At 59.7% G+C, this 19,539-nt stretch carries 18 protein-coding genes, 1 tRNA gene and 1 pseudogene; 16 read left to right on the forward strand and 4 right to left on the reverse strand.

Translation table 11 applies throughout. From position 1 onward, the window contains the following. Positions 1-16: 16 nt before the first annotated feature. Positions 17-745 carry an NUDIX hydrolase gene (locus QDX22_RS01675; RefSeq protein ID WP_110100389.1) on the reverse strand — a complete coding sequence of 243 codons (729 nt, stop codon included), beginning with the start codon at positions 743-745 and terminating at the stop codon, positions 17-19. Between the two features lie 30 nt (positions 746-775). Beyond that, complete coding sequence (locus QDX22_RS01680) at positions 776-1,450, reverse strand: vitamin K epoxide reductase family protein (RefSeq protein WP_110110055.1); 675 nt, start codon at positions 1,448-1,450, stop codon at positions 776-778. A gap of 507 nt (positions 1,451-1,957) precedes the next feature. Between QDX22_RS01680 and QDX22_RS01685 the strand changes: the two genes are divergently transcribed. The 13 genes from QDX22_RS01685 to QDX22_RS01745 all read left to right on the forward strand — a co-directional run bounded on the left by QDX22_RS01685 (position 1,958) and on the right by QDX22_RS01745 (position 14,046). Further along, complete coding sequence (locus tag QDX22_RS01685; RefSeq protein ID WP_425248466.1) at positions 1,958-4,654, forward strand: Rne/Rng family ribonuclease; 2,697 nt, start codon at positions 1,958-1,960, stop codon at positions 4,652-4,654. A 236-nt stretch (positions 4,655-4,890) separates the two neighbouring features. Next, positions 4,891-5,199, forward strand: coding sequence for a 50S ribosomal protein L21 (gene rplU / locus QDX22_RS01690; RefSeq protein WP_110099780.1), 309 nt, complete (start codon positions 4,891-4,893; stop codon positions 5,197-5,199). Between the two features lie 34 nt (positions 5,200-5,233). Next, positions 5,234-5,494 (forward strand): 50S ribosomal protein L27, encoded by a 261-nt coding sequence (rpmA, locus tag QDX22_RS01695; protein WP_110099779.1) that lies wholly within the window; start codon positions 5,234-5,236, stop codon positions 5,492-5,494. Positions 5,495-5,638: 144 nt separating this feature from the next. Then, positions 5,639-7,201, forward strand: coding sequence for a GTPase ObgE (gene obgE / locus QDX22_RS01700; RefSeq protein WP_279717931.1), 1,563 nt, complete (start codon positions 5,639-5,641; stop codon positions 7,199-7,201). A 55-nt stretch (positions 7,202-7,256) separates the two neighbouring features. Continuing rightward, positions 7,257-8,429, forward strand: a complete 1,173-nt coding sequence (gene proB, locus QDX22_RS01705) for a glutamate 5-kinase (RefSeq protein WP_279717932.1) — start codon at positions 7,257-7,259, stop codon at positions 8,427-8,429. Positions 8,430-8,460: 31 nt separating this feature from the next. Then, positions 8,461-9,756 carry a glutamate-5-semialdehyde dehydrogenase gene (locus tag QDX22_RS01710; RefSeq protein WP_279717933.1) on the forward strand — a complete coding sequence of 432 codons (1,296 nt, stop codon included), beginning with the start codon at positions 8,461-8,463 and terminating at the stop codon, positions 9,754-9,756. Positions 9,757-9,823: 67 nt separating this feature from the next. Further along, positions 9,824-10,045, forward strand: coding sequence for a hypothetical protein (locus QDX22_RS01715; protein WP_279717934.1), 222 nt, complete (start codon positions 9,824-9,826; stop codon positions 10,043-10,045). A 114-nt stretch (positions 10,046-10,159) separates the two neighbouring features. After that, positions 10,160-10,852, forward strand: a complete 693-nt coding sequence (gene nadD, locus QDX22_RS01720) for a nicotinate-nucleotide adenylyltransferase (protein WP_110099810.1) — start codon at positions 10,160-10,162, stop codon at positions 10,850-10,852. Continuing rightward, the gene (locus tag QDX22_RS01725; protein ID WP_279717935.1) at positions 10,849-12,189 is read left to right on the forward strand and encodes a hypothetical protein; all 1,341 of its coding nucleotides are present in this window, start codon (positions 10,849-10,851) and stop codon (positions 12,187-12,189) included. The genes nadD and QDX22_RS01725 overlap by 4 nt, the downstream gene beginning before the upstream one ends. A gap of 32 nt (positions 12,190-12,221) precedes the next feature. Further along, on the forward strand, positions 12,222-12,611 hold the full coding sequence (gene rsfS, locus QDX22_RS01730) for a ribosome silencing factor (RefSeq protein ID WP_122548662.1): 390 nt from the start codon (positions 12,222-12,224) through the stop codon (positions 12,609-12,611). Between the two features lie 20 nt (positions 12,612-12,631). Then, positions 12,632-13,279: a histidine phosphatase family protein gene (locus tag QDX22_RS01735; protein ID WP_279717936.1), complete on the forward strand. Its 648-nt coding sequence runs from the start codon at positions 12,632-12,634 to the stop codon at positions 13,277-13,279. Positions 13,280-13,355: 76 nt separating this feature from the next. Further along, positions 13,356-13,428: transfer RNA gene (locus QDX22_RS01740), tRNA-Ala, on the forward strand. A 258-nt stretch (positions 13,429-13,686) separates the two neighbouring features. Further along, entirely contained in the window at positions 13,687-14,046 is a 360-nt protein-coding gene (locus tag QDX22_RS01745) for a hypothetical protein (protein ID WP_279672881.1), read from the forward strand. Positions 14,047-14,050: 4 nt separating this feature from the next. On the opposite strand, the gene QDX22_RS01750 is transcribed toward QDX22_RS01745, so the two are convergent. Beyond that, positions 14,051-14,233, reverse strand: coding sequence for a hypothetical protein (locus tag QDX22_RS01750; RefSeq protein ID WP_122548660.1), 183 nt, complete (start codon positions 14,231-14,233; stop codon positions 14,051-14,053). A 46-nt stretch (positions 14,234-14,279) separates the two neighbouring features. After that, positions 14,280-15,488 carry an IS110 family RNA-guided transposase gene (locus tag QDX22_RS01755; RefSeq protein WP_279717937.1) on the reverse strand — a complete coding sequence of 403 codons (1,209 nt, stop codon included), beginning with the start codon at positions 15,486-15,488 and terminating at the stop codon, positions 14,280-14,282. A gap of 546 nt (positions 15,489-16,034) precedes the next feature. Here QDX22_RS01755 and QDX22_RS01760 point away from each other — a divergent pair. The 3 genes and pseudogenes from QDX22_RS01760 (at position 16,035) to QDX22_RS01770 (ending at position 19,290) form a co-directional block, all read left to right on the forward strand. Further along, positions 16,035-16,883, forward strand: a pseudogene (locus tag QDX22_RS01760) (IS5 family transposase). Positions 16,884-17,110: 227 nt separating this feature from the next. Next, entirely contained in the window at positions 17,111-17,872 is a 762-nt protein-coding gene (locus QDX22_RS01765) for an ABC transporter ATP-binding protein (RefSeq protein ID WP_233242945.1), read from the forward strand. Then, positions 17,869-19,290, forward strand: coding sequence for an FtsX-like permease family protein (locus tag QDX22_RS01770; RefSeq protein WP_166769823.1), 1,422 nt, complete (start codon positions 17,869-17,871; stop codon positions 19,288-19,290). Before QDX22_RS01765 ends, QDX22_RS01770 begins: the two co-directional genes overlap by 4 nt. Positions 19,291-19,539: the final 249 nt, after the last annotated feature.

Genomic DNA, 19,539 nt, shown 5'->3' on the forward strand with positions numbered 1-19,539 from the left:
GTCGCCGCAACGGCGGTTAGTGGTTTGTCTCAGCGGTGAAGTGCGAGTCATCGGAGTCGAGGGTGACTCCGCGCAGTCCAGACAGCGGGGTCACCACCGGCTGATGCCCGGCCACAATCTCCGGAATCGTTTTCAGCGCGTGGACAGTTTTAACCAGATACAGTGTTGGACGCATCAGCGCGATCTGCTCAGCGGCAAAAGCCTGGAGCAGATCGGTGGTGCTCAACCACCGCGCCTCGGTAGCTTCGGTGGTGACATTACGGACCTGATGTTGTTGCTCATCAGTGACTGCGGCGACATAGAAATACGTATCAAAGCGTTTGGGTGCCCCCAACGGAGTGGTGATATTCGCCCACGGCACCAGCTGCTCACCACTGAGTCGTACCGCCGTTTCTTCCCACACCTCACGCACCGCGGTGGCTGCCATCGCCGCCACGCCGGGAGTCGCGTCATCCAAGACCAGCCTGGTCCGCGACCAAATCTGGGCATGCTCAGCGATCGCTTCGGGACTCAATAAACCGTCACCGGCTTGGTGATCGCCCGGTTCGCTCCGACCACCGGGAAACACCGCAACACCGGCGGCGAAATCCATGGTCTTGGCACGAAATTGCACGAAAACCTCAACTCCGACGCCTTGGTCACGCAATAGCACCACCGAAGCGGCTGGGCGCACCGGAACGTGGTGGGCCGGATGATCTGGATTGTTCCGGGCCTCGGGGACATAGTGATAGGGACTGTCTGCCATGCCCCTAGCTTAGACAATAAGTGATAGGGATCACGAGAATAATGACTCGCCGAAGCGAATCAGGATGGACCCGGCAATCACCGCGTAGAGCAAGACCACCATCGGCCACGTCATGGCCAGCAGGTAGGTGCGGGCCGTAGCCGAGGTTGGAATCACTCCCGTCGCAATATTGCGAGCGGTCACCAGCACTGCCAGAGGAATCACGGCCGCCCAAATCACCATGCAGTATAAACACAGAACATTGATGTCATAGACGGCTTGGGTCCACAGCCACAGGCAGAACACCAGGGCTAAGACGACGCCGATATTAATGCAGATCCAATAGGTGCGCGTGAACTGCATGCCCATCACCAACACCGTGGCCAGGGTGATGACAATGGTGAAGCCCACCAGGCCGATGAAATGATTCGGGAACCCGAAAAGTTGGGCCTGCCACGACTGCATCACGGTGCCACACGAGACCCAGGGGCTTAAATCGCAACTGGTGACATATTCCGGGTCCTTCCAGATCTGGACCCGCTCATACATCAGGATGGCGGCCGCGCCCATCGCGATCAGCCCGGTAATGAGCATCACCAGGCCTGACCCGACGCGGGTGGCAAACCAGGGTAGATCCTCGGCACGGGTGTCAGGGTCGGGATCGAGGCGGTCGTCGAGGGTCACCGCGGTCTGGTCTGCGGTGTGATGGGAGATATCATGGGGCATGCCAGGGACTCCTTGGATCGGAAGATCACCGGCGGCATCGCATCAGAGCGGGCACGCGCGGTCACTATGTAGTCTATGCTCTCAGCCAGCACGACCAGGAAATGTCCCCGTGCTGGGTGAATCTGTGCCACAATGGGAGACGACACGGAAGATGTCCACACCATCTCACCGCTGTCCTGTGGCGATAGTTTGCGCGACCACCGATGATGAACCGCAACCGCGTTGAGTGTACGTGAGGAAACGAGCTCAATCGTGCGAAGTGGATCGGTCCCGGGTGACGTTCCCGACCGGCATCCCGCGGAGACCGTCGGAGATGAGAACAGACTGAGCTAGCACGAGATCGGTCGCCGCCCAGACGCCACAGGTTCCGTGCCTCACCGTGGCACCTCACCCGGTGGAGCCGGTTCAGACCAAGCTTTTTGTGTGCCATCCACGGCGCACCCCGGACGATCGGGGGAAACGCGCCCGTCACGGCACCCGAACCGCCTCGCGGTCAGTGTGTGGCTGATGCCGAGGAATGAAGGAGCTGCAGTGGCAGCTGACAACGAACCACAAGTGAACACCGAGAATCAGACGGAGGGCAACGAGGGAACCGACAACCAGGTGGCGTCGTTGCAGGTTCCCGACGACCCGATGGATGTGCTCTTTCACGCCCCTGATCTCTCCGATATTACGACTCGTACCCGCCGGACGGATGACTCTGAGGACGACGGGGGCCATGCAGAGTCCTCTGATTCTGAGCGATCCGGACACGGTAAGGACTCTCACGGAGAAAAATCCGGTCGCTCACGCCGTAAGCGCCGCGGTCGTCGTCGCAATAACGCTGAGCAGCAATCGTCATCTCAGGGTGATGATGGTTCGAATCGCGGACAGGGTGACCGCTCGGGTGCTGAAGATGGTTCGGAGAAGACCGGCCCATCGGGTCCAGCAGACCAGGGCGATGATCAGCCGGTAGCCCGCCGCCGTCGGAAGCGTCGTCGGGGTACCACCGACCTGGAAGTTGACGGTGGCACCGGTGATGACCCGGAGAACACCGTCACCAAAGTGCGTGCACCGCGTCCGGCCGGGGGATCGGGGACCGGCTCGGACCAGGTCACCTCGGTGCGTGGCTCCACCCGCCTGGAAGCAAAGCGTCAGCGTCGCCGGCAGGCCCGGGGACGTCGCCGTCGTGGCAATGTGTTGACCGAAGCTGAGTTTTTGGCCCGTCGGGAGTCCGTGGAGCGGACGATGATGGTGCGCCAGCGGGAGCACCGGATCCAAATTGCCGTGCTGGAAGACGGTGTGCTGGCTGAACACTTCGTATCCAACACCACCCAAGACTCGTTGATCGGCAATATCTATCTGGGCAAGGTCCAGAACGTGTTGCCCTCGATGGAAGCGGCCTTTATTGATATCGGGCGTGGTCGCAATGCGGTGCTGTATGCCGGTGAAGTCAACTGGGATATGGCACAGTTGGAGGGCAAGCCCAAGAAGATCGAGAATGCGCTGAAGTCTGGTGACTCGGTGCTCGTGCAGGTCACCAAGGACCCGGTGGGCCATAAGGGCGCCCGACTGACCTCCCAGATTTCGTTGCCCGGTCGCTATTTGGTCTACGTTCCGGGTGGGTCGATGACCGGTATTTCCCGTAAGCTCCCCGATACGGAACGTTCCCGGCTAAAGAAGATCCTGAAAGATCACATGCCGGACAACGCCGGGGTGATTGTCCGCACGGCCGCCGAGGGCACCTCGGAACAGGAATTGATGAACGACATCAACCGGTTGCGGGCGCAGTGGGAAGAGATTGAATCCGCCTCCACTTCCACGAAGGTGCTGGCCCCCGAGCAGTTGCATGCTGAACCGGACCTGACGATCAAAGTGGTCCGTGACGTGTTCAATGAGGACTTTACCGCCATGGTGGTTCAGGGTGATGAGGTCTGGGACAACGTGGAAGCCTACGTGACCTATGTGGCACCGCACCTGGTGGATCGGCTCAGCAAGTGGGACCCGGACGACCACGACGGTGAGGACCTGTTCGCCTCACACCGTCTGGATGAACAGCTCCACAAGGCCTTGGATCGTAAAGTCAATTTGCCGTCGGGCGGTTCCCTGATCTTTGACCGCACCGAAGCGATGACTGTCGTCGACGTCAATACCGGGAAATTCACCGGTTCTGGCGGCAACCTGGAAGAAACGGTGACCAAGAACAATCTAGAAGCGGCCGAAGAGATTGTGCGCCAGCTTCGGTTGCGCGATATCGGTGGCATTATTGTCATCGACTTCATCGACATGGTCTTGGAATCCAACCGAGACTTGGTGTTGCGTCGTTTGGTGGAGTGCCTGGGCCGTGACCGGACCCGGCACCAAGTCGCTGAAGTGACGTCGCTGGGCCTGGTCCAGATGACACGGAAGCGGATGGGGACTGGACTGGTTGAAGTCTTTTCCGAAACCTGTGAGGCCTGCGCCGGTCGTGGCATTATCGTCCACGACGAACCGGTGGAGAAATCGGTGTCCTACGACTCCCACGGGCAACCTCGCAAACACCGCAACCATTCTTCCTCGGCGTCGAATTCGCGGTCGCGACGCAAGAACCGCAAGAACGACAAGAACCGTTCGGACCATCACCACCACAGCTCCTCACACGAGCACGACACCTCGAACCAGGAGCAACACCATCGTGAAGAACAGGCCGAGCGGGATGCGAAAGCCGAGCAGACTCGCAATGCGATGAACTCCATTGCCGCAGCCAGCAATGGGTCCTCGCAACAGAAGGGCTCCAACGGCCAACAGGATGAAGGCCAGTCCAGCAAGGGCGAGCAGGATTCCTCTCGAGGTCGCCGTGGGCGAAAGCCTCGTCGGGCAGACTCGGACGGTGCTGTCCAGTCGCAACAGTCCATTTTGGACGACATCAATTCCGCACTGGATGATGTGCAGCGCGCCCACGAGTCCCAGGAGAGCCAGCACGCTTCGACTCCCTCCGGCTCAGTGACAACAACCGACACGGCTCAGCGCGCGAAACCACGCCGGCGGCGGGCGACCTCGGATGTGGGGGCAGAAACTGTCCAGACCGCCCCGGTAGAGTCCACCCCAGATTCCGGCGCGCAGTTCACCGCCCGGTCAACGACCTCCAGTACCAAGGCCCCGAAGGAATCGACCGAGACCAAAGAGGCTGCTGCGGTGATGCTGGGTGTTGGCGTGAGTGCAGAGGATATTTCCTCACCGCAATAACGGTCAGCAGACGCGAAAATGTGGCGCATCTTTCCCGGTGTGTCATTTGAAATTCACGTAACAGACAAGGTAAGGTATAGCTTTGGTGCTGTGAAGTTACGCGTTAAGTGTGCGTAAAACATGCCGGTCCACCCACCGAGTCGAGGCTGAGAAGGTCAAAATACCTCCGTGTGGCGTATCGGGCCTCAGCCACAGCAAAAGAACAATTTTCTAACGTCGAGAGAAGTGAGTCCCAAGTGGTGTACGCGATTGTCCGCGCTGGTGGCCGCCAGGAAAAGGTTTCCGTTGGAGACCTCGTTACCCTTGACCGCGTTCCCGCTGAGGCCGGTAGCTCCATCGAGTTGCCCGCACTGATGGTGGTGGATGGGGACAAGGTCACCTCGGAGAAGAAGGAACTAGACAACGTTAAGGTGTCTGCCGAAGTTCTGGAACACCTCCGTGGTAAGAAGGTCGTCATCCAGAAATTCAAGAATAAGACCGGCTATAAGAAGCGTCAGGGTCACCGTCAGAACCAGACTAAGGTCAAGATCACCTCTATCGCCTAGGTCGATCGAGACGTCAAAGAAAAGGATTTAGCAGATGTCAACGAAAAAAGGTGCAAGCTCGACCAAAAACGGTCGTGACTCCAACCCGCAGTACCTCGGAATCAAGCGTTTCGGTGGACAGGCAGTCTCCGCTGGTGAGATTCTCGTTCGCCAGCGCGGCACCCAGTACCACCCCGGCAACAACGTCGGCCTGGGCAAAGACCACACTCTGTTCGCTCTGGCATCCGGCTCCGTCGAGTTCGGTCAGCGCCGTGGTCGCCGCGTGATCAACGTGGTACCGGCAACGACAGAATAGCCGTTGCGCACCGTGAGAGCATAGCTGTCACTATAGACCAACGCTCCAGCGGGGGCGGGCCTGCCTGGGTCCGCCCCCGCTTGCGCTATCTAAACCCCCGAACCGCCACCGACTGAGACCACCTGACTCGTGAGGGAGAAACCAATGCCACAGTTCGTTGATCATGTCACCTTGCACGCCACCGGTGGCAACGGTGGCCACGGGGAAACCTCGGTGCGCCGGGAGAAATACAAACCACTTGGCGGACCCGACGGAGGCAACGGCGGTAGCGGTGGAGACGTGGTGGTCGTGGCCGACTCCCAAGAAACCACATTGCTTGACTATCACCACGGTCCCCACCGCTCAGCCACCAACGGCGAGCCCGGTAAGGGAGGGAATAAAGATGGTCGAGACGGTGAATCACTGTATCTACCGGTCCCAGTTGGCACGGTGATTAAAGACCAAGAAGGCAACGTGTTGGCAGATCTCGTGCATCCCGGCATGGAATACGTCGTGGCCGCCGGTGGCACCGGGGGGCTGGGCAATGCGGCGTTAGCGTCACCAAAACGTAAAGCACCCGGATTCTCATTGCTCGGTATTCCAGGCGAAGAACGTAGTGTTGTGCTGGAGCTGAAATCCGTGGCCGATATTGCCCTGGTCGGTTTCCCCTCGGCAGGGAAATCCTCTCTGATCGCTGCGCTGTCGGCTGCACGACCGAAAATCGCCGATTATCCTTTCACCACACTGGTTCCTAACCTGGGAGTGGTTCAAGCCGGTGAAACCCGGTTCACCGTCGCCGATGTGCCCGGTCTGATCCCCGGTGCCAGTCAGGGTAAGGGCTTAGGGCTAGAATTTTTGCGTCACGTCGAACGTTGCGCGGCGTTGGTCCATGTGCTGGATTGCGCGAGCTTGGAATCTGACCGCGACCCGATTTCGGACTTCGAAGCCCTGGAACACGAACTGGCCGCATATTCGGTCAAACCAGTCCAGGGTAGCAGTGGCGAGCAAATGAAACCGCTGAACGAACGTCCGCAGTTGGTCGCGCTGAATAAGACGGATCTTCCCGACGGCCAGGAGATGGCTGAGATGGTTCGAGATAACCTGGAAAGTCGCGGACTGCGGGTCTTTGACATCTCAGCGATTGCCCACCAAGGCCTGGACGCCTTGAAATTCGCCATGGCTGAGTTAGTCAACCAAGCCCGGGCCGTTGCCCCCGAACCCGAGCCTGCTCCCGTTGTGGCGATCACTCCCCGGCGCCGTCGGGGTGATCGTACCCAAGACTTTACGATTACCGCCGAGGAACGGAGCGCGAAACCACTGTTCCGTATCCGCGGGGACAAGCCGGAACGCTGGGTGGCTCAAACCAACTTCGCCAACGATGAGGCCGTGGGTTATCTGGCCGACCGCTTAGAGCGAATCGGTATTGAAGAAGAACTGTTCAAAGCCGGCGCAGTGCCTGGGGCTACTGTGGTGATCGGTGATGACGACACCGGAGTCGTCTTCGACTGGGAGCCGACGATTTCGACCGGGTCGGAACACCTCACCGGTCCACGGGGTTCCGACTACCGCATGGACGAGCGACACCGTCCGACCCGTGAAGAAAAACGTCAGGACTGGGCAGAACGCAAAGCGGCCCGGGCCGCCACCCAGGCCGAAATGGAACAGGAACGTCGCTGCGGTCTGTGGACCGACTGGCATCATACCGACGAAGACGACGACCAGTTCTGATCCGGTCCTTGCCCCGCACAGATCACATCCATCCAGCACCGAAGGCGATACCCGCGTGAGTACCCGAACCCCTGTCTCGCACAACCCGGTCACTGACCGTTCGACCATTTCCCAGGCGCGTCGGATCGTGATCAAAATTGGGTCGTCATCGTTGACCACTCCCTCCGGTGTGTCGCTGGAGGCTATAGACCGGCTCACCGCGTTGATCGCCTCCCTGCGGAAGGCTGGCACCCAGGTGGTGCTGGTCTCCTCTGGCGCGATCGCTGCCGGGTTACCGGTTTTGGACTTCGATAAACGACCCAAGGATCTGGCAACGCTACAGGCCACTGCCGCGGTGGGGCAGAGCCAGCTGATGGCCTACTATGCGCAGTCCTGCCACCGCCACGGATATACCGTTGCCCAGGTGTTACTGACCGCCGATGAATTGATGCGCCGCACCCAGTACAACAATGCTTTCCGTTCGCTTCAACGGCTTTTGCATCTGGGCGTGATCCCGGTGGTTAACGAAAACGACGCGGTGGCCACCCAAGAAATTCGGTTTGGCGATAACGACCGCCTGGCTGCACTGGTCGCCAATGTGGTCAAAGCCGACCTGCTGGTGCTCCTGACCGACGTGGACGCCCTCTACGACGGACCACCCACCCGACCCGGTAGCACCCGCATCGCCCGTGTCCGCTCTGCCGAGGACCTCCACGACGTCACGATTGGCACCACCGGCACTGCCGGTGTGGGCACCGGAGGGATGGTGACCAAAGTCGAAGCCGCCTCGATCGCCACTGGGTCCGGGATTCCAGCACTGCTGACCGCGGCGTCACTGGCAGCCCCGGCACTGGACGGCGAGGATGTGGGCACCTGGTTTGATGTGCGCGGTGAACGCAAAACCGCTCGCTCGGCCTGGTTGGGGTTGATGGCCGAGACTCGAGGATCAATTCTCATCGACGACGGGGCGGTCATTGCGGTCACCCAGCGGCATCGCTCCTTGCTCCCTGCCGGAGTGGTCGACGTCCGCGGAGAATTTGAGCCTGGAGACGCGGTCGAAATCTGCGATGTGCACGGCACCATCGTTGCCCGAGGCTTGATCAATTACTCCTCCCATGAGCTACCCGAGATGTTGGGCAAGTCCACCGCGGAGCTGCGGGAGGCACTCGGGCCTGAATACGATCGGGCAGTGGTCCACATCGACGATACCGTCACCCGCGATTCCTTCGGTCTCACTACCCGCCCGTGAGATGTATCCCATCGACGCTAGACTGGCCTGTATGACCACACAGCAGGACTCCACGGTACGCGCGGCAGTTTGGGAGATGACTCAGCGGGCCCGTCGCGCCCAGCAGACATTGGCCTCGGCATCGCGAGCCCGCAAAGATCGCACCCTGCAGGCACTCGGTGAGGCAATCTGGGACCAACGTCGCTACATCTTGGACCACAATCAAGCGGATCTGAGCGCCGGAGCCGACAACGGTCTCTCGGCGGCGCTACTCGACCGGCTCACGCTCACCGAACAGCGTATGGCCGGACTGCGCTCCGCGCTCAACGAGCTGGCCACGTTACCCGACCCCGTCGGTGAGGTGGTCCGCGGACGTAACCTTCCCAACGGGATCCGGATGCAACAAGTTCGGGTGCCCATCGGCGTGGTCGGCGCCATCTATGAGGCCCGGCCGAACGTCACTGTCGATATTTCCGGTATTGGGCTCAAAGCCGGTAGCGCGGTGCTACTACGGGGTGGATCGGCAGCTGAACACACCAACCGGGCTACCATCGCCATCCTGCGCTCTGCCCTGGCTGATCAAGGCTTTGACCCCGATGTCATTCAATCCGTGGACGAGCACGGTCGCGCTGGGGCGAGGGCCATGATGGAATTGCGCGGGGGAGTCGATCTGCTGATCCCGCGCGGGGGAGCGGGGCTGATTCGCTCGGTGGTGGACAACGCCCGGGTCCCGGTCATTGAGACCGGGGCGGGTAACGTGCACGTTTATGTGGATGCTAGTGCTGACCCACAGATGGCCGCCGACATCGTGCTGAATTCGAAAACCCACCGCACCTCCGTGTGCAATGCGGCCGAAACCCTGCTGATCCACCGCGAGGCGGTCCAGGCCGGCCGTGAGGCGCTGCGCGCCCTGGCCCAAGCCGGGGTGCGTTTGCACCTGGACGATGCAGCTCGGCAACTCATTGCCGCCACCGACTCACCGAGCGCCGGGATGTTGCTGGAGGTCACCGAACAGGACTGGGATACCGAATACCTTGACATGGAGATGGCGGTGGGCGTCGTCGATGATCTTCAGACCGCCATGGAGCACATCCAAGCTCACACGACCGGCCACACCGAAGTGATTATCACCAACGACCTCTCCCATGCCGACACGTTCATCGCTGGCATTGATGCTGCCGTGGTCATGGTCAACGCCTCCTCACGGTTCACCGATGGTGGGCAATTTGGGCTGGGCGCAGAAATTGGAATCTCCACCCAAAAGACCCACGCCCGCGGGCCCATGGGGCTGGAAGAGCTGACCAGTACCAAGTGGATTCTGCGCGGTCAAGGACAAATCAGAACGTAGTGGAAACAATGTGAGTAGACTAGGTGATGATTTTGCACACCGCTGAGCGATAAGAAAGAGAACGCCCATGCTCTCACATCTCACCACCCTTGGCTCCGGTCCGGAGATTGTCAACGAATTACCGGTTGAACCCTGGGCTTACGGGGTTGCAGTCTTCGTGATCCTGATGTGCTTGCTGTTTGCCACCATGTCCCTACGCTCCGTTCGGCGTCGTCACCAGGCCCCGGGCACCGAGGTCGTCACCCGCGAGCGCGCACACCAGCGTTTCGACGAGCAGTCTGGACACTAAAGACCGTTCTGGAAACCTCTCCGTCGCCATCCCGGTCTCGGACCCACGATCGTTGCAGGGTGGGACCGGGATGTGAAAGTAGTTTAAGTCGTGACTCACTCTGATCAGTCCCAGATGGCAGGTAACGGTGCCCAGCGCCGGCCCCGTCTGGGCATTATGGGCGGTACCTTCGACCCCATCCACCACGGCCACTTGGTCGCAGCCTCGGAAGTTGCCTCCGAATTCGAGTTGGACGAGGTCGTCTTCGTGCCGACCGGACGTCCCTGGCAGAAGGCCGATAAAGACGTCACCGCCGCCGAACACCGGTATCTCATGACCGTTATTGCTACCGCGGCCAACCCGCGGTTCTCCGTCTCACGGGTGGATATTGACCGTCCCGGGCCGACCTACACCGCCGATACCCTCGATGACCTCCACGCCTTGCGGCCCGATGCCGAGCTCTATTTCATCACCGGTGCGGATGCGATGGAAAGCATCATGTCCTGGAAAAACGTGGAGAATTTGTGGGGTAAAGCGCATTTTGTCGGTGTCTCCCGGCCCGGTCATGCCCTCGATGACTTTGGGCGCGATGACATTTCGCTGATGTCCATTCCGGCCATGGCTATTTCCTCCACGGACTGTCGGGCCCGGGTCAGAGCCGGCAAGCCGGTGTGGTACCTGGTTCCAGACGGAGTCGTACAATATATCGCCAAGTACGGTTTATACCTGAGCGAAGACACCGAAGAGGCCGCTACAGACCCGCTTCGCCCAGCGGTCGTCAGACACATGGACCCGACCAACGCGACTGATCAGGAGGTGATCTCGTGAGCAACGAGTCATCACGCCCGCTGTCCCGTCGTGAGCTACGTCGTCGCCGTGAACGGGCCATCTTCGAGGGCACTGCGGTTGAGCAGACCGGACGAAGCGAACAAAACAACCAGCCCCGTCGCGCGCGTCGGGCTGCGGATTCACCCACGGATGCTCCGTCGATGGTCTCTGGTCGGGTTCCTCGGATCCAGCAGGAATATCGATCCGCAGGACACCGCGTCGCCGATACTCAGCGCGGAAGTGTTCCGGGCCATCCCGGACAACACGCTGATCCGCAAGCGGTACCCGATGCGCCGAGGCACACCACCGTTCCACAGCACCACCGAACCGCAGCGCACTCAGCGCGGTCAGCTCCTGTTGATCAGGTCACCGAGAGTTTCCGGCGAACTGACGTGACGGGACAACCCGAGCCAGTTCGTCGTGCGCCCAGTGCCGAACGCACCCCGCCGGCGACTCCCCGGCGTCACCGTCGTGCCGATGCAGAAGCCACCTCCACCGGTGGTATCCCGCTCATCTCTCAGCAACCTCAACCAAGCCCCGCACCTTCGCAGGACACCACCCCACGGTCTCGACGACAGGCGCGAGCAGAGCGTGTCCAAGCCTACGCCGAGGCAGAGTCTTCGAATATTTTCAGTCCCGACGCTGACGATGTGGCCGCCCAACAGCGCCCGCAACAGCATCCGCGCCGGGCTGAGGCACCACAAACCGTCGAAGACCACCCGGCAGCACCTCAAGAAGTGCAGCAGTTTCACGAGTATTCCTCCACTGCCACCACCGAGATCACCGGAATTGGGTTGACCCAACCGATCGAGGATGAGCGTGCCGAACTTCAGCGCGAAATTCAGCATGTCTCTGAGGAGATCGCCCGGATCGGTGAAACGAACCCCAACCGGATTGATCCGCGCCTGTTACAACGGCAACAAGATCTGGCCAAACGAATGGGCGAGATTAATCAGCGCGCCCAGAGTCAGGTGATCTCCGATGAAGAGTGGACGTCACATACCGGGTTGCCAGCTGTCAGCGAGGACACCGCACCGCCGAAAATAAACGATCAGCTCCAGGCCAAGGCCACAGCAACCCAATCCGTGGTGGAACCTGCCACTCAGGACCATCCAGCACCCCGTTCCCGTACCACCGCCACGTCGGCGAGCGAACCGGTGCCAGCGCCGGCGAAAGTCAAGAAGAACCCCGTCGGTGCTGGCTCTGCCCACGGGCTGGACCCCCTGGATACCCGCGATTCCGCTGCTGCTGAGCGGAGAATGATGATGTGGTCTACCGTGGTATTAATAATCGGTGTGGCCACCTTGATTATCGGCCTGGTTCTGCTGTTTTTCTAAGTGATGACGATCTCAACCTGCTAAGGAGCTTAGTGAGCGTTCCCGAGACCACCCTGACAGCACTCAACGTTGCCGCCCAGGCGGCCGATAGCAAACAGGGGGAGCATATCTCCGCTGTTGATGTGGCCACGCGCCTGGGAATTACTGATGCCTTCTTATTCGTCAGTGCCAGCTCAGAACGCCAGGTAAAAGCACTCACCGAAGAGATTGAAGATGCCCTGCGGCAGCAGGAAGATCTGAAACCAATCCGGCGTGAAGGCACCGAAGAAGCCCGCTGGATACTGCTGGACTATGGCCATTTTGTCGTTCACATCCAACACCGTGAAGAACGTGAACTGTTTGCCCTAGACCGCTTATGGGCAGAAGCACCTCAGATCGAGCTAGATGTGGCACGCCCCGAACAGGACAACGAGCTGGACTAGACCGGAGAAGAGCACGTCCCATGACATTCCGCATTGTTTTGCTACGACATGGTCAAACGGAATGGAATGCTCGTGAACGATATCAAGGGCAAACCGACGTGCCTCTCAATGAGACCGGAGTCGTCCAGGCAAAAGAAGCAGCCGAACGCTGGCTCGGGACCGATTTCCTGGCCGTGCGGAGTTCTCCACTCATGCGGGCGCGGAGTACGGCGGAGTATGTGTTGCAGGCTCGTGGAGTACGTCGTCCAGTCTCGCAGATTGTCACCGTGGACGCGCGTCTGGCCGAAACGGCCGGGGGACAGTGGGAATCACTCTACTTCTCCGAGATTGCTACCCAGTGGCCAGAAGAATTTGCTCAATGGCGCAGGCCCGATATCAATTGCGGGCCGGTCCAGGGCGAAACACCCAAAGAATCCGGCACTCGCAGCGCCCAAGCAATCCGGGAAACGCTGAGTGGGGTCTTACCGAAGCTGGGCCATAATGGAGCATCGGCTACTGTGCTGTTTGTCGCGCACGGCAACACCTTACGGGCCGCGACTCATGTACTGTTGGGACAACCGGATTCTCACTACGGTAGCATCCCCCGGCTCGACAACTGTCGAGCCCACATCTTGACCTATACACCCGGGGCGTCCCGAGAATTTCAGCTCATCGATGCGAACGTTTAACCGCCGATTTGCACAATTAAAAGATGCGGTTGTATAGTAGAGAAGTTGCTTCCGAGAGGTTGCAACTACTCACTACGGGGGTATGGCGCAGCTGGTAGCGCGTCTCCATGGCATGGAGAAGGTCAGGGGTTCGAGTCCCCTTACCTCCACGTAAGATGAGAATATCGAAACTCGCCCCGCCTGATGGCGGGGCCGTTTTGTTTCTGCGGCGACGTGGGCCGGGACGTCGATGGTGATACGGGTGAACGACGCGCGGTTGAAGATGCGTCGTTCGGCTGATTCGCACTTGCTGTAGAGGTCACCGAGGTCGAGCAGGAGGTCGGTGAAATGGCCGAGTGTGATCGCGTGTCGGTGTAGTGGGTTGGGATCAGCTCGAGGCGTTAAGTTGTGCGTTTGTCGGAGACGTCGTGGCGGTCCTTCCGGGCCTGCGTGGCCTGGGTTTAGCTGAGGGAGTTGTGCTGGTAGGCGTGTTCCATCTGAGCTTCGGCGCGTGCGACGAGGATCGCGGAGCCGTGGAACTACTCGTAGTGGTCCCCGGCTCTGTCGCGCCGACGTTCAACCATGAGCTTGGCTGCGCAGGTGTAGAACAGGGTGCCTTTGCGGTAGTGGTGATACTTCTGGGATTGTTCGCCACGGGTGTTGTTGGCGTCGAGGTTGGCGTGGACACGCACCGAGGTCGTGGCGTCGACGAGGGGCTGGTGGGTGCCGTCGTAGGTGACGCTACGGAAGGTGACGCTGCCCTGGCAGGAGTGGTTGGTCTTGTGTAGCCCGTTAGTGGTGACTGTTTTGGCGGGCTGTGAGTTCTTTGGCCAGGTGCGACGGGGACCAGTCGGCTACGGTGCGGGCGGTGAGGTAGCCCAGGGGTGCTTTGGTGGGGGTGCCGCCGATAGTGGTCCTCCGGGTCATGTCGCGGGGGATTTCTTGGGCTAGGTTCAGCGAGTAGAACTCGGCCATAGAGGCCAGGAAGCATCCCTGAGGGGGGTGTCCCCTGTGCTTTAAGTCAAGCTGCTTGGGGAACTTTGTTTGGGGTAGCGTGATAGAAGTTGCCATCTCGGACCAAGGCGAACATGACGTTGAGGCGGTGGCGTGTCAGACAGATCACCGCGGCGTTATGTTTCTTATCTTCAGCGCGTTTCTTGTTGTAGTGGGCTTTCGATACCGGGTCGTGGCAGGAGGCCATCCATGCGGATCGGAATAAGGCGTTGTTGAGTTGTTTATTGCTAGAGCGGGCCGGGGACTCACCTCGGATCGAGGTCTCAGAGCGACGCGTTACGGGAGCAATGCCGGCGTAGGTGGCCAGGTGATCTGGGGTGGGGAAGGAGCTGAAGTCTGCTGCAGTGAGCAGGATCGTGGCGGTGGTCTTGATTCCGACTCCTGGCATAGGAATCAAGACCTGGGTAAGAGGGTGAGCATCGACCATCGTTTCCACCTCGGTGGCCATCAGAGCGCGTTGAGCTTTGAGTTCTTTGATCTGGGTGGCCATCCTGGGGATGATCAGTTCCACGGTAGCTGTTCCAGGCACGGTGACCGTTTGCTCGGCTAGGGCCGCGAAGATCTGGTCGATCAACGCGGAGGGGTCTTTGCGGGCATGATTTTTCGCCCAGCGTTTTACCCCCGATTTGTCAGCAGCCTGCAGGCCGTGGGGTCCGTGATACCGAATCAACAGCTCCAGGACCATGGGCCGTGTGAGGACGGTGCCGGTGAAGACTCGTTCCAGTGACGGGTAAATGTGCACCAGCAAGGACCGTAGTCGGTTGATGGCTGGGGTACATTCCCGAGCCAGGTCATCATCAAACCCAGCCAGCACTTTCAACGCCGAGAACAGATCAGATTCCCGATCCATGGCTCGTAGCGTATGGGGCATGGTTCTGGCAGTATCAGCAATGATGAACGCGTCCCGGGCATCAGTTTTGGGCCGGCCGGGATACAGATCAGCGGCCTTGCGCATCGCCAAGCCCGGCAAGTATGCCACGGTGGCGTCACAGTCTCGGGCCACCGCGATCGGTAAGGCACCAATGGTGTTAGGCTGATCGACCACCACCAGCACTGAACCGTGCCTTTGGAGCTGAACGATGACGTCTTGCAATGCGGTTTCGTCTTGCGGTAATTCCCGGTCGTAGAGTTTCTCGCCGGTGGTTGTCAGGGCGCATCCGTATTGTGCGCTTTTACCAACGTCTAGCCCCAGGATCACATCGTAGGTTGTTGTCATGGCAGTCTTCCTCACTGCTGGTAGCAAGGCCGCTGTGATCATGACACCCGATGCTTGCACCCACGTGACGAACAGACCTCAACACACTGCTTGGGCCGCATCCCTATGAGAAGTCAACGCGCGTCCTGGACCTCTGGCGGCAACACCCCCGGACCATGAAATGACAGGGCAACACAGCCATACCAGAGCCAGCGACCAGGTCCTTGGTTAGACCTAAGAAATATCCTAGAAGGACCTATAAACAAATGTAACGGGTGTCCCTATGCTCGATGCGCCTATCACGGCGATCACGGCCTGAGGGAGCTCCCGGCCTCTGGGTTGGGCACATAACATGGTCGTTCACCTTGCGCGGCAGCCCTCCCTTAGTCAGACAAAACGAGGACCGCGTGCGCTGCCCAACGCTTGCCGGGGTCACGCGATAGCGGAGCAAGACACCTCTGGGGCGTATCTCCCATATTTGCGGTGAGGTGCGCAGGATGCTCTGGCTGGGTGAGGCCAGCAGGTCCACGGTATCGAGTGATCACGGACGAGCAGTAGTGGGAGCGCATCGAACCGCTGCTGCCCTCGGACGCGGACCGCCGCGGTCATCCGTTCGGCGATGAACGGCGCGGATCATGGAGAACGTCGCGTACCGGTTCCGGACCGGGATTCCATGACGGGATCTGCCTTACCAGCAGTTTGCGCCGTGACAAACGGCGTGGAAGCGGCATCGCCGGTACGCCGGTGACGGCACCTGGAACCAAGTGCTGACGTGGAGCCTTGCCGGGGCCAATTCTGCGGGGAAGAGCGACTGGGCCGTGTCGATCGATGCGACGATCGCGCAGGCCCATCGACCCGCAACGAATACCACCCGCCCTGCGCAGGACACAGAGAGCGAGATCGAATCACAAGAACCCGCCGCGGCGGGAGATTGAACCACCCGGTCACGGCATGGGCCGCTCACCTGATGGGCTGAGCACGAAGATCCACCAGGCCATCTATGGGCGCGACTGACCGTTGGCAATGGTCCTCACTGGCGGGCAGCGCAACGATGATACCCACCGAGAGTTACGTCCTTCGGCTCGGGTCGCCCACGCACTCGCCCGGACGCTGTGACCGCCGACCGCGCCGGGGCGAGCGGTGTCATCCGCAATGAGCTGCGCCGCCGCGGCATCACGGCCGTCTCCAGACGGGCGAGACCAGAGCGCTGCCAGGAAGTGCAGGGGCAGTTATGGCGGTCACTCTCCCGGCATCGACGCCCGCCGTGGACGGAACGTGATCGAGCGGTTCCTCGCCCTGGCCACTCAATGGCGCGGTATCGCCACTCACTTCGACAAGCGCGCGATCACCTACCGCGGTGGCACAACTCTTTGCGCCATCCTCATCTGGGAGCGGCCATTGGGAGACACGCCCTAGTCAGTGCACCGGCTACTCCCGCACCGGCCCCGCCGAGCACGACGTGGCGCTCGGCGACTGGTGGCCACAGCTACGCATGCAGCGATCCGGAGGCCGCGGCAGTCGCTGCAACTGTCATCACCAGGTGTCAATCTACGTGTGACGGTGGCGAGACGAGACGAAGCTTGGGAAGTTGTACACAGTAGGCCATGTACTGCCAGATGTCAGAGAAAGGGTGCTCACTCACAATGTACGCAACAACAGAGGCTGCCGCCGTGCAGGCGAGGTCTGTGAACCTTGCAGCCGGGAACACTAGGATTCTGCGAGACTGCTCGGTAAGAATCCCGCAGAGAGGTCTGACGTCCATAGTCGGACCGAGCGGCGCCGGAAAAACCTCACTCCTATACTGCCTGAGCGGACTCGACCAGCCAGACACAGGGCAGATCCTTGTGGGGCAAACCGACATCTATAACCTGCGGAGCGAAGCGAGAGCAAAATTCCTGAGGGAGAACGTTGGATTCGTATTCCAACAATACAATCTGATCCCGTACTTAACCGTCGAAGAAAACATTACGCTACCCTCGACTATGGCCCGCAGGAAAGTGGACCATGGTTTCCTAACCCATACGATGGAGACGTTTGGATTGCTTGAGAAACGGAAAGCTCGGGCAAGTCTACTTTCAGGTGGCGAGCAACAGCGGGTTGCGCTCTGTCGTTCGATCATACTATCGCCGGCAGTCATTTTCGCAGACGAGCCGACTGGTGCTCTTGACTCAAGAAACTCGGCACTGGTCCTGCAGTCGCTCCGAGACTTGGCTTCCCAAGGCGCGACGATCGTTATGGTTACGCATGACGTCGATGCTGCTGCACTCGCAGACAGAGTCGTGTTCATGCACGACGGAACCGTAACGAATATCTCTTCGGATCAAATCAGCCCAAATGAAATATCATCCGTTCTTCGAGGCGAATGGGGAAGCAATCTGGAGCATCGGGGAAGTGCGACGTCATGACACGTTATATTTGGAAAATTTTTGCCAGTGATGCTAAGAACTGGATTCCAACTATAGTTGTCGTGGCTATAGTGACTGCTCTCATCGGGGCTTGCATTAATCAGTTCATCTGGACGAACAGCAGTCCCTTTCAAGCCGCTGCCGCGAATGCGAAACTCGATCCAAGTGAGTTTTCAATAGTATCGGTTACCATCTACATCCTGATTGCTGTTGTGGCCGTCTTTACACTCACTGTGGTTGGTGCCGCTACCGTAGAACGCACTCGTCAGACCTTCTCCCAGTGGCGTCTAGCCGGAGCCAGCCCTCGTCAGGTGCGTGGCGGGCTTTGGCTTCTTCTGGGGCTATCGAGCGTCATAGGAGCTGTGCCGGGAGCGGTGCTTGGGGCCTTTTTGAGCACAGCGGCTGTTCCGCTATTCAACGAGATGGCAGCCGAAAGTTTCCCAGACGGAACCGGCAACTTCAGCGCGCCGCCCTTCTTTCCCTCTGTCGTGGCCACGATCATGTCGTTCCTCATTGGAGTCGTCACCTGCCTAGCTGGAGCAGTCGTGCCAGCTAGACGAGCTTCGAAGGTAAAGCCTGTCGAGGCAATACGTGGCGTGTCCGCGGTCGCAGGACGGCGCAGGGTGCTCAGATGGATAGTAGGTTTGATCGTGCTGCTTGTCGCGGTCTTCCTCGCCTTCAGTAGCTCACTCATGCCCCAGAATGCTGATGTCGGTGTTGAAGCCGGCAATATGGTCAACTCAGCGATCATGGCGGGGCTCGTGGCGGCGTTTGGGGCCTTCGTCCTAGGCTCCGAAGTCATCCCCATCGTGCTGGGTGGCATCCGAATATTGCTTCGGCCGATTCCGGGCTCAGCGATCGCACAGGTGGCCGTTAAGCAAGCGAACGCCCGAGCGGGATTCAACGCGAACATGATCGCTCCTCTCGGTGCCGCAGTGGGCCTAGGCGTCGTTATGTTCACCACACTGCGTTCCTACCAAAATACGATGGCGGCCGAAGGGTTTGCCCTCACGAATCCCAACTACACAGACACAGTACTGATGACCGGCCTATTTGGCCTTGCCGCTTTGTTGACCAGCATCGCAGTTATCTGCCTTTCAGGACGAGATTCCGTATTGGAACAAGGCACCTTGAGGACAGCAGGTCTCACGCCACATCAAGTCCTGGCTCTCCTGGTATGGCAAACTTTCCAGCTGACAGTGAGCACAATCATCATCGCGCTGATCCCGGTACTCATCACGAGCACCGTCTTGGTGGCTAGGTCCACCCTAATCGCTGGAACCTCGATGCTCTCAATCCCCTTTCTCCATTTTATCGCCGCAGCATTTGTATGCTGGCTTGCACTATTCCTGGTTCAATGGGCGCAATTGGCTCCATGGTTGCGCCGTAGTCCCGCGGATAGCCTAAGGAGGGCTTGACATGATGGGCGCACCGAAGTCACACTACTCGCCAACTGAGGTAGCTCCGGATGACTCAGACAGCTCTGGGGTCCTCGTCTCACTTATGCTGGGGATGCTCCTCTGTCTTCCCGGTGTCCTGCTCGCCTGGGCATTGAGAACGAGTGACAACCATTGGAAGAGCGGGGCCGCTGCCGCAGCTTGGACGGGGTGCCTGTTGTCTCCGATTGTCTGGATTTTGCTGATTGTAGTCGGTACCGTTTTGTTTAC

Origin of the sequence: Auritidibacter ignavus, assembly GCF_029853775.1 — a bacterium.
Lineage (GTDB): Bacteria > Actinomycetota > Actinomycetes > Actinomycetales > Micrococcaceae > Auritidibacter > Auritidibacter ignavus.

Bases quoted from the DNA above. Each gene is read 5' to 3' on its own strand.
- QDX22_RS01710 (WP_279717933.1), top strand. From the start codon at position 8,461: ATGACCACACAGCAGGACTCCACGGTACGCGCGGCAGTTTGGGAGATG.
- QDX22_RS01675 (WP_110100389.1), bottom strand. From the start codon at position 745: ATGGCAGACAGTCCCTATCACTATGTCCCCGAGGCCCGGAACAATCCA.
- QDX22_RS01685 (WP_425248466.1), top strand. From the start codon at position 1,958: ATGCCGAGGAATGAAGGAGCTGCAGTGGCAGCTGACAACGAACCACAA.
- QDX22_RS01715 (WP_279717934.1), top strand. From the start codon at position 9,824: ATGCTCTCACATCTCACCACCCTTGGCTCCGGTCCGGAGATTGTCAAC.
- obgE (WP_279717931.1), top strand. From the start codon at position 5,639: ATGCCACAGTTCGTTGATCATGTCACCTTGCACGCCACCGGTGGCAAC.
- rpmA (WP_110099779.1), top strand. From the start codon at position 5,234: ATGTCAACGAAAAAAGGTGCAAGCTCGACCAAAAACGGTCGTGACTCC.
- QDX22_RS01750 (WP_122548660.1), bottom strand. From the start codon at position 14,233: ATGGCCGAGTTCTACTCGCTGAACCTAGCCCAAGAAATCCCCCGCGAC.
- QDX22_RS01770 (WP_166769823.1), top strand. From the start codon at position 17,869: ATGACACGTTATATTTGGAAAATTTTTGCCAGTGATGCTAAGAACTGG.
- nadD (WP_110099810.1), top strand. From the start codon at position 10,160: ATGGCAGGTAACGGTGCCCAGCGCCGGCCCCGTCTGGGCATTATGGGC.
- QDX22_RS01755 (WP_279717937.1), bottom strand. From the start codon at position 15,488: ATGACAACAACCTACGATGTGATCCTGGGGCTAGACGTTGGTAAAAGC.
- QDX22_RS01735 (WP_279717936.1), top strand. From the start codon at position 12,632: ATGACATTCCGCATTGTTTTGCTACGACATGGTCAAACGGAATGGAAT.
- QDX22_RS01765 (WP_233242945.1), top strand. From the start codon at position 17,111: ATGTACGCAACAACAGAGGCTGCCGCCGTGCAGGCGAGGTCTGTGAAC.
- QDX22_RS01680 (WP_110110055.1), bottom strand. From the start codon at position 1,450: ATGCCCCATGATATCTCCCATCACACCGCAGACCAGACCGCGGTGACC.